General features: G+C 70.7%; 15 protein-coding genes. 14 read left to right on the top strand and 1 reads right to left on the bottom strand.

Going from position 1 to position 15,048, the window contains the following annotated elements:
• The first annotated feature begins 74 nt into the window (after nucleotides 1-74).
• From ACFY0K_RS25675 to nusB, 13 genes are all read left to right on the top strand, one after another.
• Nucleotides 75-515, top strand: a complete 441-nt coding sequence (locus tag ACFY0K_RS25675) for a DUF948 domain-containing protein (RefSeq protein WP_352364577.1) — start codon at nucleotides 75-77, stop codon at nucleotides 513-515.
• Nucleotides 516-527: 12 nt separating this feature from the next.
• Nucleotides 528-875, top strand: coding sequence for a hypothetical protein (locus tag ACFY0K_RS25670; RefSeq protein ID WP_362584750.1), 348 nt, complete (start codon nucleotides 528-530; stop codon nucleotides 873-875).
• A complete protein-coding gene (gene alaS / locus ACFY0K_RS25665; protein ID WP_390641834.1) occupies nucleotides 875-3,547 on the top strand; it encodes an alanine--tRNA ligase in 2,673 nt (890 codons plus the stop codon). Before ACFY0K_RS25670 ends, alaS begins: the two co-directional genes overlap by 1 nt.
• A 14-nt stretch (nucleotides 3,548-3,561) precedes the next feature.
• Nucleotides 3,562-4,026: a Holliday junction resolvase RuvX gene (gene ruvX / locus ACFY0K_RS25660; protein ID WP_390641833.1), complete on the top strand. Its 465-nt coding sequence runs from the start codon at nucleotides 3,562-3,564 to the stop codon at nucleotides 4,024-4,026.
• A 123-nt stretch (nucleotides 4,027-4,149) separates the two neighbouring features.
• A complete protein-coding gene (mltG, locus tag ACFY0K_RS25655; protein ID WP_390641832.1) occupies nucleotides 4,150-5,868 on the top strand; it encodes an endolytic transglycosylase MltG in 1,719 nt (572 codons plus the stop codon).
• A complete protein-coding gene (locus ACFY0K_RS25650) occupies nucleotides 5,849-6,688 on the top strand; it encodes a shikimate dehydrogenase (protein WP_390641831.1) in 840 nt (279 codons plus the stop codon). The genes mltG and ACFY0K_RS25650 overlap by 20 nt, the downstream gene beginning before the upstream one ends.
• A 166-nt stretch (nucleotides 6,689-6,854) precedes the next feature.
• Nucleotides 6,855-8,039, top strand: coding sequence for a chorismate synthase (gene aroC / locus ACFY0K_RS25645; RefSeq protein WP_390641830.1), 1,185 nt, complete (start codon nucleotides 6,855-6,857; stop codon nucleotides 8,037-8,039).
• 32 nt (nucleotides 8,040-8,071) lie between these two features.
• Nucleotides 8,072-8,554: a shikimate kinase gene (locus ACFY0K_RS25640; protein ID WP_390642065.1), complete on the top strand. Its 483-nt coding sequence runs from the start codon at nucleotides 8,072-8,074 to the stop codon at nucleotides 8,552-8,554.
• Nucleotides 8,551-9,642, top strand: a complete 1,092-nt coding sequence (gene aroB, locus ACFY0K_RS25635; protein ID WP_382724286.1) for a 3-dehydroquinate synthase — start codon at nucleotides 8,551-8,553, stop codon at nucleotides 9,640-9,642. The genes ACFY0K_RS25640 and aroB overlap by 4 nt, the downstream gene beginning before the upstream one ends.
• A 117-nt stretch (nucleotides 9,643-9,759) precedes the next feature.
• Nucleotides 9,760-10,569, top strand: a complete 810-nt coding sequence (locus tag ACFY0K_RS25630; protein ID WP_351960503.1) for a Pro-rich N-terminal domain-containing protein — start codon at nucleotides 9,760-9,762, stop codon at nucleotides 10,567-10,569.
• Between the two features lie 641 nt (nucleotides 10,570-11,210).
• Nucleotides 11,211-12,317, top strand: a complete 1,107-nt coding sequence (locus ACFY0K_RS25625; RefSeq protein ID WP_390641829.1) for an aminopeptidase P family protein — start codon at nucleotides 11,211-11,213, stop codon at nucleotides 12,315-12,317.
• Nucleotides 12,318-12,369: 52 nt separating this feature from the next.
• Entirely contained in the window at nucleotides 12,370-12,936 is a 567-nt protein-coding gene (gene efp, locus ACFY0K_RS25620; protein ID WP_046726575.1) for an elongation factor P, read from the top strand.
• Between the two features lie 2 nt (nucleotides 12,937-12,938).
• A complete protein-coding gene (gene nusB / locus ACFY0K_RS25615) occupies nucleotides 12,939-13,370 on the top strand; it encodes a transcription antitermination factor NusB (RefSeq protein ID WP_089103252.1) in 432 nt (143 codons plus the stop codon).
• Between the two features lie 296 nt (nucleotides 13,371-13,666).
• Here nusB and bldD read toward each other — a convergent pair whose 3' ends face one another.
• Entirely contained in the window at nucleotides 13,667-14,170 is a 504-nt protein-coding gene (bldD, locus tag ACFY0K_RS25610) for a transcriptional regulator BldD (RefSeq protein WP_293993121.1), read from the bottom strand.
• A gap of 253 nt (nucleotides 14,171-14,423) precedes the next feature.
• Between bldD and pyrR the strand changes: the two genes are divergently transcribed.
• Complete coding sequence (pyrR, locus tag ACFY0K_RS25605) at nucleotides 14,424-15,023, top strand: bifunctional pyr operon transcriptional regulator/uracil phosphoribosyltransferase PyrR (RefSeq protein WP_390641828.1); 600 nt, start codon at nucleotides 14,424-14,426, stop codon at nucleotides 15,021-15,023.
• The last annotated feature ends 25 nt before the right edge of the window (nucleotides 15,024-15,048 follow it).

Genomic DNA, 15,048 nt, shown 5'->3' with positions numbered 1-15,048 from the left:
AATCCGGTACGGAGCCCGACGTCCCGCGCGATAGGCTCAGTGCTCAGTTGATTTCGCGGAAGAGCGGGAAGCGGGTGCGCGCGGTGTCCGGTGGAGAGGTGGCCGGGATCCTGGTGGCCGTCTTCTGGGCGATCCTGGTCTCCTTCCTCGCGGTGGCACTCGTGAGGCTGGCCCAGACGCTCAAGGCGACCACGAAGCTCGTGGCGGACGTGACCGACCAGGCCGTCCCGCTGCTCGCCGACGCCTCAGCGGCCGTACGCTCCGCGCAGACCCAGATCGACCGGGTCGACGCGATCGCCTCCGACGTCCAGGAGGTCACGTCCAACGCCTCCGCGCTGTCCACCACGGTCGCCTCCACCTTCGGCGGCCCGCTGGTCAAGGTCGCGGCCTTCGGCTACGGCGTGCGCCGGGCGCTGGTGGGCCGCAAGGCGGACGTGCCCGTGAAGGAGCCCGGGCGTACGGTGATCGTGGGCCGGACGGTCCCGGCCGCCCGGCGGAAGAACCGGGGAAAGTAGGAGCCAGGCCATATGTTCCGCCGTACGTTCTGGTTCACCACCGGTGTCGCCGCCGGAGTGTGGGCCACCACCAAGGTCAACCGCAAGCTGAAGCAGCTGACCCCCGAGAGCCTCGCCGCCACCGCCGCGAACAAGGCCCTGGAGACCGGGCACCGGATCAAGGACCGGGCGATCGGCTTCGCGCTGGACGTCCGCGACAACATGGCACAGCGGGAGGAGGAACTGGGCGACGCGCTCGGTATCAACGCGGACCCCGAACTCCCCGCACCCCGGCGGTTCGCCGCCATCGAGAACCGCAGCAACCCGAAGTACGCCGATGACAGGACGACGTACTCGTACAACCGGAATGAGGACCACTGATGGAGTCGGCCGAGATTCGCCGCCGCTGGCTGAGCTTCTACGAGGAGCGCGGGCACACCGTCGTCCCTTCGGCGTCGCTCATCGCGGACGACCCGACTCTGCTCCTCGTCCCGGCCGGCATGGTGCCCTTCAAGCCCTACTTCCTGGGTGAGGTCAAGCCGCCGTGGGCGCGCGCCACCAGCGTGCAGAAGTGCGTGCGCACCCCCGACATCGAAGAGGTCGGCAAGACCACCCGGCACGGCACCTTCTTCCAGATGTGCGGCAACTTCTCCTTCGGCGACTACTTCAAGGAAGGCGCCATCAAGTACGCCTGGGAGCTGCTCACCACGCCCCAGGACAAGGGCGGTTACGGCCTGGAGCCGGACCGGCTGTGGATCACCGTCTACAAGGACGACGACGAGGCCGAGCGCATCTGGCACGAGGTCGTCGGTGTGCCGAAGGAGCGCATCCAGCGCCTCGGCATGAAGGACAACTACTGGTCCATGGGCGTCCCCGGCCCGTGCGGCCCCTGTTCCGAGATCAACTACGACCGCGGCCCCGAGTTCGGCGTCGAGGGCGGCCCCGCCGTCAACGACGAGCGGTACGTGGAGATCTGGAACCTGGTCTTCATGCAGTACGAGCGCGGCGAGGGCATCGGCAAGGACAACTTCGAGATCCTCGGCGAACTGCCCAGCAAGAACATCGACACGGGCCTCGGCCTGGAGCGTCTCGCCATGATTCTGCAGGGCGTGCAGAACATGTACGAGATCGACACCTCCATGGCCGTCATCAAGAAGGCCACCGAGCTGACCGGCGTCCACTACGGCGACGCCCACGCCTCGGACGTCTCGCTGCGCGTCGTCACCGACCACATGCGTACGTCGGTCATGCTCATCGGCGACGGCGTCACCCCCGGCAACGAGGGCCGCGGCTACGTGCTGCGCCGCATCATGCGCCGCGCCATCCGCAACATGCGCCTCCTCGGCGCCACCGGCCCGGTCGTCCTCGACCTCATCGACACCGTGATCGCCATGATGGGCCAGCAGTACCCGGAGCTGGTCACCGACCGCGAACGCATCGAGAAGGTCGCCGTCGCCGAGGAGAACGCCTTCCTCAAGACCCTGAAGGCCGGCACCAACATCCTCGACACCGCCGTCACCGAGACCAAGGAGTCCGGCGGCTCCGTGCTCGCCGGCGACAAGGCCTTCCTGCTCCACGACACCTGGGGCTTCCCGATCGACCTCACCCTCGAAATGGCCGCCGAACAGGGCCTCTCGGTGGACGAGGAGGGCTTCCGCCGCCTGATGAAGGAGCAGCGGGAGCGCGCCAAGGCCGACGCCCAGGCCAAGAAGACCGGGCACGGCGGCGCCGGCGCCTACCGCGAGATCGCCGACAAGACCGGTGCGACCGACTTCATCGGCTACTCGGACACCGAGGGCGAGACCACGATCGTCGGCATCCTGGTCGACGGCGTCTCCTCGCCGGCCGCCGGCGAGGGCGACGAGGTCGAGATCGTCCTGGACCGCACCCCGTTCTACGCCGAGGGCGGCGGTCAGATCGGTGACACCGGCCGGATCAAGGTCGACACCGGTGCCGTCATCGAGATCCGCGACACCCAGAAGCCGGTCCCGGGCGTCTACGTCCACAAGGGCGTCGTCCAGGTCGGCGAGGTGACCGTCGGCGCCAAGGCCCACGCCGCGATCGACTCCCGGCGTCGGACCGCCATCGCCCGCGCCCACTCGGCCACCCACCTCACCCACCAGGCGCTGCGCGACGCCCTCGGCCCGACGGCCGCCCAGGCCGGTTCCGAGAACCAGCCCGGCCGCTTCCGCTTCGACTTCGGCTCGCCGTCCGCCGTTCCGACGGCCGTGATGACCGACGTCGAGCAGAAGATCAACGAGGTGCTCGCCCGCGACCTCGACGTGCGCGCCGACATCATGGGCATCGACGAGGCCAAGAAGCAGGGCGCCATCGCCGAGTTCGGCGAGAAGTACGGCGAGCGGGTCCGCGTGGTGACCATCGGCGACTTCTCCAAGGAGCTGTGCGGCGGCACCCACGTCCACAACACCTCCCAGCTGGGCCTGGTGAAGCTGCTCGGCGAGTCCTCGATCGGCTCGGGTGTGCGCCGTATCGAGGCCCTCGTCGGCGTCGACGCCTACAACTTCCTGGCCCGCGAGCACACGGTCGTCGCCCAGCTCCAGGAGCTGATCAAGGGCCGCCCGGAGGAGCTGCCGGAGAAGGTCTCCGCGATGCTCGGCAAGCTGAAGGACGCCGAGAAGGAGATCGAGAAGTTCCGCGCCGAGAAGGTGCTGCAGGCCGCCGGCGGCCTTGTCGAGTCCGCCAAGGACATCCGCGGCATCGCCGTGGTGACCGGCCAGGTCCCGGACGGCACCACCCCGGACGACCTGCGCAAGCTCGTTCTCGACGTGCGCGGCCGGATCCAGGGCGGACGCGCCGCCGTGGTCGCCCTGTTCACGGTCAACAACGGCAAGCCGCTCACGGTCATCGCCACCAACGACGCCGCCCGCGACCGCGGCCTCAAGGCCGGTGACCTGGTCCGCACCGCCGCCAAGACGCTCGGCGGCGGCGGTGGCGGCAAGCCGGACGTCGCCCAGGGCGGCGGCCAGAACCCGGCCGCGGTCGGCGAGGCCATCGACGCCGTCGAACGCCTCGTGACCGAGACCGCCAAGTAAGGAAACGGTCGGAAATGCGCAGAGGACGTCGACTCGCGATCGACGTCGGGGACGCCCGGATCGGGGTCGCCTCGTGCGACCCCGACGGGATCCTCGCCACCCCGGTCGAGACGGTCCCCGGCCGGGACATCCCGGCGGCCCATCGCAGGCTGCGGCAGCTGGTCGAGGAGTACGAACCCGTCGAGGTCGTCGTCGGACTCCCGCGCTCCCTCAAGGGGGGCGAGGGCCCGGCCGCCGTCAAGGTCCGGGCCTTCGCCCAGGAGCTGGCCAAGGGCGTCGAACCGGTGTCGGTCCGGCTGGTCGACGAGCGGATGACGACCGTGACGGCCAGTCAGGGGCTACGGGCCTCGGGGGTGAAGTCCAAGAAGGGACGCTCGGTCATCGACCAGGCCGCCGCTGTGATCATCCTTCAGCAGGCGCTGGAATCCGAACGGGTGTCAGGTAAACCACCCGGCGAGGGCGTCGAAGTAGTCATCTGATCGCGATACGGTAACGTTCCGCGCGATGCGATGGTTTTCGAACAGCCACCGCACAGCAAGAGGCGGAACGGTCGGCCGGCCCACCAGCCGCGTGACGCGCCGCCTCGCGGCTCTAGGGGATCGATGACTGAGTATGGCCGGGGCCCAGGCTCCGAACCGTGGCACCCGGAGGACCCGTTGTACGGGGACGACGGGTGGGGAGGACAGCAGGCCCACGTGGGTCAGCAGTCCCCCTACGGCGGCCAGCCGCAGTACTACCCGCAGCAGTCGCAGCAGGAGCAGTACGGCGACTGGGGCCAGCACCCGCAGGGCGGGTACGACCAGCAGCAGTACGCGTACTACGACGAGCAGGGCCAACTCCGCTACGCCGACGGGCACGGCCAGCAGCAGTACGACCAGCAGCAGTACGTCGGTCACGCCCCGCACCAGTACCACCAGGGCACCTGGGACGCGACCGGCACCCACGGCCACGTCCCCTACGCCGCCGACCCGGGCGACCCCTACGGCCAGCAGCCCGTGGCCTACGGCGCCGAGCAGCCCGACTTCTACGGCACCGAGGACGCCTACCCGCCCCCGGAGCCGCCCGGCCGTCGGCGCCCCGAGCCGGAACCGCAGCCGGAGCCCGCCGTCGAGGAGGAGGAAGAGGAGCAGCATCCTTTCTTCACGGGCGCCGACGACGATGACGACGACGGGGACGACGATCCGAAAGGACGCCGCGGTGGTGGCCGCGGCAAGGACGCCAAGGGCGGCAAGGGCGCCAAGAAGCGCCGCAACGGCTGCGCCTGCCTGGTGGTCTGCCTGGTCTTCGGCGGCGGCGCGGCCACCGTCGGCTACTTCGGCTGGCACTTCTACCAAAATCGTTTCGGCGCGGCCCCGGACTACGCGGGCAGCGGCACCGGCGAGACGGTGACCGTCCAGATCCCCAAGGGGGCCGGCGGATACGAGATCGGTCGCCGCTTGAAGGAAGCCGGTGTCGTCAAGAGCGTCGACGCGTTCGTCCACGCGCAGACGCAGAACTCGAAGGGCGACACGATCCAGGCGGGTGCCTACACCCTCAAGAAGGAGATGTCCGCCGCCAGCTGCGTGCTGCTGATGCTCGACCCGAAGAGCCAGGCCAATGTGGTGGTCACCCCGGGCGAGCGCGCGGCGGCCGTCTATGTGGCGCTTGACAAGAAACTCGGCCTTTCCGCAGGCACCTCCAAGAAGGCCGCCAAGGCCCAGTACAAGACCCTTGGCCTGCCGAGCTACGCGAACACCAACAGCAAGATCATGGACCCGCTGGAAGGATTCCTCTACCCGGGCACCTATCCCGCGGCCAAGGGCATGAAGCCCGAGGCGATCCTGAAGCAGATGGTCGCCGCGGCCAAGGAGGAGTACGCCAACTACGACCTCGCGGCGGAGGCCAAGAAGTACGATCTGGACAGCCCGCTGCAGGTCATCACGGTCGCGAGCCTCGTCCAGGCCGAAGGAAAGACGCACGACGACTTCCGCAAGATGGCGGAAGTGATCTACAACCGTCTCAAGCCCACGAACACCGAGACGAACCAGAAGCTGCAATTCGACTCGACCTTCAACTACCTGAAGGGCACCAGCAACATCCACATCAGCGAGTCGGAGATCAACAGCAACAGGGACCCGTACAACACGTACACCCAGAAGGGGCTTCCGCCCGGTCCGATCGGCAACCCCGGCGAGGACGCGCTCAAGGCGGCACTGAATCCGACCGACGAGGGCTGGATCTATTTCGTGGCGACCGACGGCCAGAACAACACCGAATTCGCCAAGACCTACGCGGAATTCCAGCAGCTCAAGGACAAATTCAATGCCAACTCGGGCAACTGACGCCCGCCGGGCCGCCGTGCTCGGTAAGCCCATCGCCCACTCCCTCTCCCCGGTGCTGCACCGGGCCGCGTACGACGAACTCGGGCTCACCGAGTGGTCGTACGAGCGCTTCGAGGTCGACGAGGCCGCACTGCCCGGCTTCCTCGGGACGCTGGGACCGGAGTGGGCGGGGCTGTCGCTGACCATGCCGCTGAAGCGGGCGGTCATCCCACTGGTCGACGAGATCAGCGAGACGGCCGCCTCGGTCGACGCCGTCAACACCGTCGTCTTCACCGAGGACGGCCGCCGCCTCGGCGACAACACCGACATCCCGGGCATGGTCGCCGCGCTCCGCGAGCACGGCATCGAACAGGTCGGCTCCGCGGCCATCCTCGGTGCCGGTGCCACCGCCTCCTCCGCGCTGGCCGCCCTGGCCCGGATCTGCACCGGCGAGGTCGTCGCCTACGTCCGCAGCGCGGAGCGCGCCGCCGAGATGCGGCACTGGGGCGAGCGGCTCGACGTCGAGGTCCGCACCGCCGACTGGGCCGACGCCGAGCAGGCCCTGCACGCACCGCTGGTGATCGCCACCACCCCGGCCGGCACCACCGACGCCCTCGCCGCCGCCGTACCGGAGCGCCCCACCACCCTCTTCGACGTCCTCTACCACCCCTGGCCCACCGCGCTGGCCGCCCGCTGGTCGATGTTCGGAGGCGCCGTCGTGAGCGGCCTCGACCTCCTGGTGCACCAGGCCGTGCTTCAGGTCGAACAGATGACCGGCCATGCCCCGGCGCCGCTCGACGCCATGCGACGGGCCGGGGAGAAGGCGCTCGCCGAGCGCTGACCAGACAGATCCGCGTCCGTCTGCTGGACCGGGCGCCGGGTCCAGGGCCCGGACGTGGGAGGATCGGACATGGCGGACCGGGGCCCGCGCACCCGGTCGGCCGTCGCCGTACGCGAGGACGCGCGTACGCAGGGCAGTACCAGGGCGCGAGCACTGAGGAGCATCGTTGAGCAGGCTGCGTTGGCTGACCGCGGGGGAGTCCCACGGTCCCGCACTTGTCGCGACGCTGGAGGGCCTTCCCGCCGGCGTGCCGATCACGACCGAGATGGTCGCCGACCACCTGGCGCGGCGGCGGCTCGGTTATGGCCGCGGTGCGCGCATGAAGTTCGAGCGGGACGAGGTCACCTTCCTCGGTGGCGTCCGGCACGGCCTCACCCTCGGTTCCCCGGTCGCGATCATGGTGGGCAACACCGAGTGGCCCAAGTGGGAGCAGGTCATGGCGGCCGACCCGGTCGACCCGGAGATCCTCGCCGGGCTGGCCCGCAACGCCCCGCTGACCCGCCCGCGCCCCGGCCACGCCGACCTCGCAGGCATGCAGAAGTACGGCTTCGACGAGGCCCGGCCGGTCCTGGAGCGGGCCTCCGCCCGGGAGACCGCGGCCCGCGTGGCGCTCGGCGCCGTCGCCCGGTCGTACCTGAAGGAGACGGCCGGCATCGAGATCGTCTCGCACGTGGTCGAGCTGTGCTCCGTGAAGGCCCCGGCAGGCGTCTACCCCACCCCGGCCGACGTCGAGAAGCTGGACGCCGACCCGCTGCGCTGCCTGGACGCGGACGCGTCGAAGGCGATGGTCGCGGAGGTCGACCAGGCGCACAAGGACGGCGACACGCTCGGCGGTGTGGTGGAGGTGCTGGCGTACGGCGTCCCGGTCGGCCTGGGCTCGCACGTGCACTGGGACCGCAAGCTGGACGCCCGGCTCGCCGGGGCCCTGATGGGGATCCAGGCGATCAAGGGCGTGGAGATCGGCGACGGGTTCGAGCTGGCCCGGGTGCCGGGCTCGAAGGCGCACGACGAGATCGTGAGCACGTCCGAGGGCATCCGCCGGGTCTCCGGCCACGCCGGCGGCACCGAGGGCGGCCTGTCCACCGGTGAGCTGCTCCGTGTCCGGGCCGCGATGAAGCCGATCGCGACCGTGCCGCGGGCCCTGCAGACCGTGGACGTCGCGACCGGGGAGGCCACCCAGGCCCATCACCAGCGCTCGGACGTGTCGGCGGTGCCGGCGGCCGGGATCGTGGCCGAGGCGATGGTCGCCCTCGTCCTGGCGGACGCGGTCGCGGAGAAGTTCGGCGGCGACTCGGTGCCCGAGACCCGCCGGAACGTCCGGTCGTACCTCGAGAACCTGGCCATCCGGTGACCGGTACGCCGAGGGTGGTCCTGGTCGGGCCGATGGGCGTGGGCAAGTCCACGGTCGGGCAGCTGCTGGCCGAGCGGCTCGGTGTCGGCTACCGGGACACCGACGAGGACATCGTCAGTGCCGAGGGCCGCGCCATCGCCGACATCTTCGTGGCCGAGGGCGAGCCGGTCTTCCGGGCGATCGAGAAGCGGGCGGTGCGGGCGGCGCTGGCCGAGCACGAGGGCGTCCTCGCGCTCGGCGGGGGCGCGATCCTCGACGCGGAGACGCGTGGTCTGCTCGCCGGCCGCACGGTGGTCTACCTCTCGATGGACGTCGAGGAGGCCGTCAAGCGCACCGGCCTGAACGCGGCCCGGCCGCTGCTCGCCATCAACCCGCGCAAGCAGTGGCGTGAGCTGATGGAGGCGCGGCGGCACCTGTACGAGGAGGTCGCCACGGCCGTCGTGGCGACCGACGGCCGTACACCCGAAGAGGTCACCCAAGCAGCCCTGGACGCACTGGAGTTGAAGGAAGCATGAGCGAGGCAGTCACCCGGATCCAGGTCGGCGGCACGGCGGGCACCGAGCCGTACGAGGTCCTGGTGGGCCGTCAGCTCCTCGGCGAGCTGGGCGGGTTGATCGGGGACAGGGTGAAGCGGGTGGCCGTGATCCACCCCGAGGCGCTCGCCGAGACCGGCGACGCGCTCCGCGCCGACCTGGCCGGGCAGGGCTACGAGGCCGTCGCCATCCAGGTGCCCAACGCCGAGGAGGCCAAGACCGCCGAGGTCGCCGCCTACTGCTGGAAGGCGCTCGGCCAGTCCGGCTTCACCCGCTCCGACGTGATCGTCGGCGTGGGCGGCGGCTCGACCACGGACCTCGCCGGTTTCGTGGCCGCGACCTGGCTGCGGGGGGTCCGCTGGATCGCCGTCCCGACCACCGTCCTCGCCATGGTGGACGCGGCCGTCGGCGGCAAGACCGGCATCAACACCGCCGAGGGCAAGAACCTGGTCGGCGCCTTCCACCCCCCGGCGGGCGTCCTCTGCGACCTGGCCGCCCTCGACTCGCTCCCGGTCAACGACTACGTCTCCGGGCTCGCCGAGATCATCAAGGCCGGTTTCATCGCCGACCCGGTGATCCTGGAGCTCATCGAGTCCGACCCCGCGGCCGCCCGCACCCCGGCCGGCCCGCACACGGCCGAGCTGGTCGAGCGCTCCATCCGGGTGAAGGCGGAGGTCGTCTCCTGCGACCTCAAGGAATCGGGCCTGCGCGAGATCCTCAACTACGGCCACACGCTCGGCCACGCCATCGAGAAGAACGAGCGCTACAAGTGGCGGCACGGCGCCGCGGTCGCCGTCGGCATGCACTTCGCCGCCGAGCTGGGCCGGCTGGCCGGCCGCCTGGACGACGCGACGGCCGACCGCCACCGCACGGTCCTGGAGTCCGTCGGCCTCCCGCTGCACTACCGCTACGACCAGTGGCCCAAGCTGGTCGAGACCATGAAGGTCGACAAGAAGTCCCGCGGCGACCTGCTCCGCTTCATCGTCCTGGACGGCCTCGCCAAGCCGACCGTCCTGGAGGGTCCGGACCCGGCCGTGCTGCTCGCCGCGTACGGCGAGGTCGGGCAGTAAGTGCCTTCCCGGCACGGGCACTTCGGACCGCCCCCGGCCGTTTCACCAAACGACCACCGGGGGCGGTACCGTTCGGTAACGAGCGCAGCCGAACATCACGAGACGGAGTGGCACCGGATGCAGCACGCAGTGGGATCTCCGCTGCCGCCGCCCCATCAGCCGGGGCAGGGACCGACCGGCTGGCAGCCGGCCGCACAGCACCCGGGAGCGCCGCAGGGCCCCGCGCCCGTCCCGCCGCCACCGACTGCGCCCCCGCAGCCGCCGCTGCCCCCGCTGCCGCCCGACACCACGGGCCACGTCCCGCTGCCGCCGGGCGCCCCGGTGGGCATGCCGAGCGCGCCCCCCGCCGCCGCGGTCCCCGACCCGACCACCACCACCCTGGCCGTCCTCCTGATCGGCCCCGCCGGTGCGGGCAAGACCAGCGTGGCCAAGTACTGGGCCGACCACCGCCGGGTCCCCACCGCCCACATCAGCCTCGACGACGTCCGCGAGTGGGTCCGCTCCGGCTTCGCCGACCCTCAGTCCGGGTGGAACGACCACTCCGAGGCCCAGTACCGCCTGGCCCGCCGCACCTGCGGCTTCGCCGCGCGCAACTTCCTCGCCAACGGCATCTCCTGCATCCTCGACGACGCGGTCTTCCCGGACCGCCCGGTCGTCGGCCTCGGCGGCTGGAAGCGGCACGTGGGCCCCGGCCTCCTCCCGGTCGTCCTCCTCCCGGGCCTCGACATCGTCCTGGAACGCAACGCGGAACGCACGGGCAACCGCCGCCTCACCGACGAGGAAGTGGCCCGCATCCACGGCCGCATGGCCGGCTGGTACGGCTCCGGCCTCCCCATCATCGACAACTCACAACTGGACGTCCCAACCACGGCCAGACTCCTCGACGAGGTCCTGTCCCGAGCAATAGCCAGCCCCCCGACCTGGTAACCGACCCCGACTGCCCCCACCCTCGCGACCAACGGCGCACCAAGCCCACCGCCCCACGGCCGTTCTACTCAGGGGCGCGGGGAACCGCGCGATTCCCCCCTCCGGCCTGCGGCTGGCATGCGACCGTTCTTCCCCGGGGGCGCGGGGAACTGCGCGAATCTCCCCTCCGGCCAGGGGCCGGCATGCGACCGTTCTTCCCCGGGGGCGCGGGGAACTGCGCGATTCCCCCCACCGGCCTGCGGCTGGCATGCGACCGTTCTTCCCCGGGGGCGCGGGGAACTGCGCGAATCTCCCCACCGGCCAGGGGCCGGCATGCGACCGTTCTTCCCCGGGGGCGCGGGGAACTGCGCGATTCCCCCCTCCGGCCAGGGGCCGGCATGCGACCGTTCTTCCCCGGGGGCGCGGGGAACTGCGCAAATCTCCCCACCGGCCAGGGGCCGGCATGCGACCGTTCTTCCCCGGGGGCGCGGGGAACCGCGCGATTCCCCCCACCGGCCTGCGGCCGACACACGACCGGGCTTCCCAGGGGCGCGGGGAACTGCGCGAAAAATCCACGGACCCGCACCCGGAAACGGCGCCCAGCCACCCCACTCGGCCCCTCCCAACCGGCACAAACCGCCCACCCCTCCTACGCTCGACTCATGTCAGACGTGTACGCGGCCCGCCGAACCAGGCTGAGGGAACGCTGCCACGCGGCCGGCAGCCAGTCCGCCGTCATCTCGCACCCGGCCAACGTGAGATACCTCGCCGGCGCCGCACCCAAGGGCTCCGTCCTGCTTCTCGGCAGACGCGAGGACCTCCTCGTCTGCCCCGGCCCGCTGGACGACCGCCCCGGTGAGGCCCGCCCCGACGAGGCTCTGAAGCCGCACCTCCTCGCAGGACCCGGCGGCGACCCCGCCGTGGCCGCCGCCGGCCTCGCCGCCGCCCAGGACGCCGACACCCTCGCCGTCGAGGAGCACCACCTCACCGTGGCCCGGCACCGCGCCCTCGCCTCCGTCGCCCCCGCCCTCCGCCTGACCGACCTCGGCAGCACTGTCGAGCAGCTCAGGGTCGTCAAGGACGAGGAGGAGATCTCCTGTCTCCGCATCGGCGCCGAGATCGCCGACCAGGCCCTCGGCGAGCTGCTGGAATCGATCCTCGTCGGCCGTACCGAACGCCACCTCGCCCTGGAACTGGAGCGCCGCCTGGTCGACCACGGCGCCGACGGCCCGGCCTTCCCCACCTCCGTGGCGACCGGCCCGAACTCCGGCCGCCGCGGCCACCGCCCCACCGACCGGCGGGTCGAGGAGGGCGACTTCCTGACCGTCTGCCTCGGCGCCGCCTACCGCGGCTACCGCTGCGAGATCGGCCGTACCTTCGTCATCGGCACCTCGCCCGCCGACTGGCAGATCGACCTCTACGACCTGGTCTTCGCCGCCCAGCGGGCCGGCCGGGAGAGCCTGGTTCCCGGCGCCGCCCACCGCGACGTCGACCGCGCCGCCCGCCAGGTGCTGGACTCCGCGGGCTACGCCGAGGGACTCCAGCCCCTCACCGGACACGGCGTCGGACTCGAAATCGACGAGGACCCGCAGCTCGCCCCTTCAGCCATGGGTAAACTGGACGCTTGCGTGCCGGTCACCGTCGAACCGGGGGTCCACCTCCCGGGCCGGGGCGGCGTCCGGATCGATGACACGCTCGTCGTACGCCCCGAGGCGGACGGCGGACCCGAGCTACTCACCATCACGACCAAGGAGCTGCTCGCACTCTAGGCAAGGTGCGTGCCCCGGGGTCGTCCACGTCAGTCCAGGAGATTCCGCAACCGTGGCTTCCACGAACGACCTCAAGAACGGCCTGGTGCTCAAGCTCGAAGGCGGCCAGCTCTGGTCCGTCGTCGAGTTCCAGCACGTCAAGCCCGGCAAGGGCCCCGCTTTCGTGCGCACCAAGCTCAAGAACGTGCTGTCCGGCAAGGTGGTCGACAAGACCTTCAACGCCGGCGTCAAGGTCGAGACGGCCACTGTCGACAAGCGCGACATGCAGTTCTCGTACATGGACGGCGAGTACTTCGTCTTCATGGACATGGACACGTACGACCAGCTGCACATCGACCGGAAGACCGTCGGCGACGCCGCGAACTTCCTGATCGAGGGCTTCACGGCCGTCGTCGCCCAGCACGAGGGCGAGGTGCTCTTCGTCGAGCTCCCGGCCGCCGTCGAGCTGACCATCCAGGAGACCGAGCCGGGCGTCCAGGGCGACCGCTCCACCGGCGGCACCAAGCCGGCCACCCTGGAGACCGGCCACCAGATCCAGGTCCCGCTCTTCATCACGACCGGTGAGAAGATCAAGGTCGACACCCGCACGAGCGACTACCTCGGCCGGGTGAACAGCTAACCGTGGCTGCCCGCAACACGGCCCGCAAGCGCGCCTTCCAGATCCTCTTCGAGGGCGACCAGCGCGGGGCCGACGTCCTGACCGTGCTCGCGGACTGGATCCGGCTCTCCAGGGACGACACCCGGCAGCCGCCGGTGAGCGAGTACACGATGCAGCTGGTCGAGGGCTACGCCGAGCACGTCACGCGTATCGACGAGTTGATCGCCCAGTACGCGGTCGGCTGGACGCTGGACCGGATGCCGGTCGTCGACCGCAACATCCTGCGCCTCGGCGCGTACGAGCTGATCTGGGTCGACGAGACGCCGGACGCCGTCGTCCTCGACGAGATGGTGCAGCTCGCGAAGGAGTTCTCCACGGACGAGTCGCCCTCGTTCGTGAACGGGCTCCTGGGGCGCCTGAAGGAGCTGAAGCCGTCGCTGCGCCGCGAGGCGTGAGCCGACGAAACGCCGGAGGGCCTGCAGCGTGCCTCGCTGCAGGCCCTCCGGCGTTCGTGTGCCCAATGGTGTGGGTGGCGCGGTGGTAGGGCGGCTGCGGGCCGTGTGGGGCTTGTCGCGCAGTTCCTCCCCAGCCCTCGGCCGGGGGTACCCCCAGCGCCTCTGGGTGTGCTGCGGCTTCCCCGCGTAGAAGGCCCGCGTCGGCCCTCCCTAAACAAAACAGAAGCGCCGGGATAGCCGGAACCATCGAGTTCCGGCCACCCCGGCGGCACGTTTCTGCTCAGGCGTTGTAGGGGTCAGGCCTCTTCGTGGGTGGCCACCGCGCGGCGGGCGTCCGCGTCCAGGACGCCCCAGCTGATCAGCTGCTCGGTGAGGACCGAGGGCGACTGGTCGTAGATGACGGCCAGTGTGCGCAGGTCGTCCTGGCGGATCGACAGCACCTTGCCGTTGTAGTCACCCCGCTGGGACTGGATGGTCGCCGCGTAGCGCTGCAGGGGTCCCGCCTTCTCGGCCGGCACGTTGGCCAGCCGCTCCAGGTCGAGGACCAGCTTCGGCGGGGGCTCGGCGGCGCCGCCGGGCGTCGTGCCGGGCAGCAGCTCCTGCACCGGGACCCCGTAGAAATCCGCCAATTCTGCAAGGCGCTGTACGGTCACGGCACGGTCGCCGCGCTCGTACGAACCGACCACCACGGCCTTCCAGCGACCCTGGGACTTCTCCTCGACACCGTGGAGGGAAAGGCCCTGCTGGGTGCGGATGGCCCGGAGCTTGGCCCCGAGCTGTTTGGCGTATTCGCTGGACATATAGCTCCCCGGACACTGTGTCGACGCGGCCGGCCTTGGTTCCCGCCGCGCGGCTGGTAACTCACTGTGAGGTTACGCAGCGTTACTCTGCTGCGTCAAGCCGAATGGTCCGCACCGACTCTTCCGTGGTAGCGATGACCGATTACGCCAGGGGGGTGATCGGAGGCCTCTCGGTCACCTGCTACGGTGGATGGCGCAAATCCGACGTCCTTTAAAGTCCGTCCCGTGAGGCGGAGAAGGGGGTCCGTTTCGTATGGACAAGCAGGAAAAGCCGGACCAGCAGGAAAAGGCCGACGCCGCGGTGCGGGCAGCCGACGCACGGCCCGTTCTCGAAGGCCCGGACATCGCGCGGGTCCTGACCCGCATCGCCCACGAGATCGTCGAGCGCGCCAAGGGCGCCGACGACGTGGTGCTCCTCGGCATCCCGACCCGCGGCGTCTTCCTCGCCCAGCGGCTCGCCGCCAAGCTGGAGCAGATCACCGACCGCAAGATGCCCGTCGGTTCGCTCGACATCACCATGTACCGCGACGACCTGCGCATGCACCCGCCGCGTGCGCTGGCCCGCACCGAGATCCCCGGTGACGGCATCGACGGCAGACTCGTGATCCTCGTCGACGACGTGCTCTTCTCCGGCCGCACCATCCGCGCCGCCCTCGACGCCCTGAACGACATCGGGCGCCCCCGTGCGGTCCAGCTCGCGGTCCTCGTCGACCGCGGCCACCGCGAACTGCCCATCCGCGCCGACTACGTCGGCAAGAACCTCCCCACGTCGTTGCGGGAGACGGTCAAGGTCCTGCTCGCCGAGGAGGACGGTCGCGACACCGTGCTGCTCGGCGCGAAGCCGACCCCGTAGCAGGCCGACGGACCCGCACCGCCCC

It is taken from the genome of Streptomyces sp. NPDC001507 (genome assembly GCF_042894765.1).
Classification (GTDB): domain Bacteria; phylum Actinomycetota; class Actinomycetes; order Streptomycetales; family Streptomycetaceae; genus Streptomyces.
The sequence above is the reverse complement of the archived record's forward strand: the minus strand, read 5'-3'. Positions and strand labels throughout refer to the sequence as shown.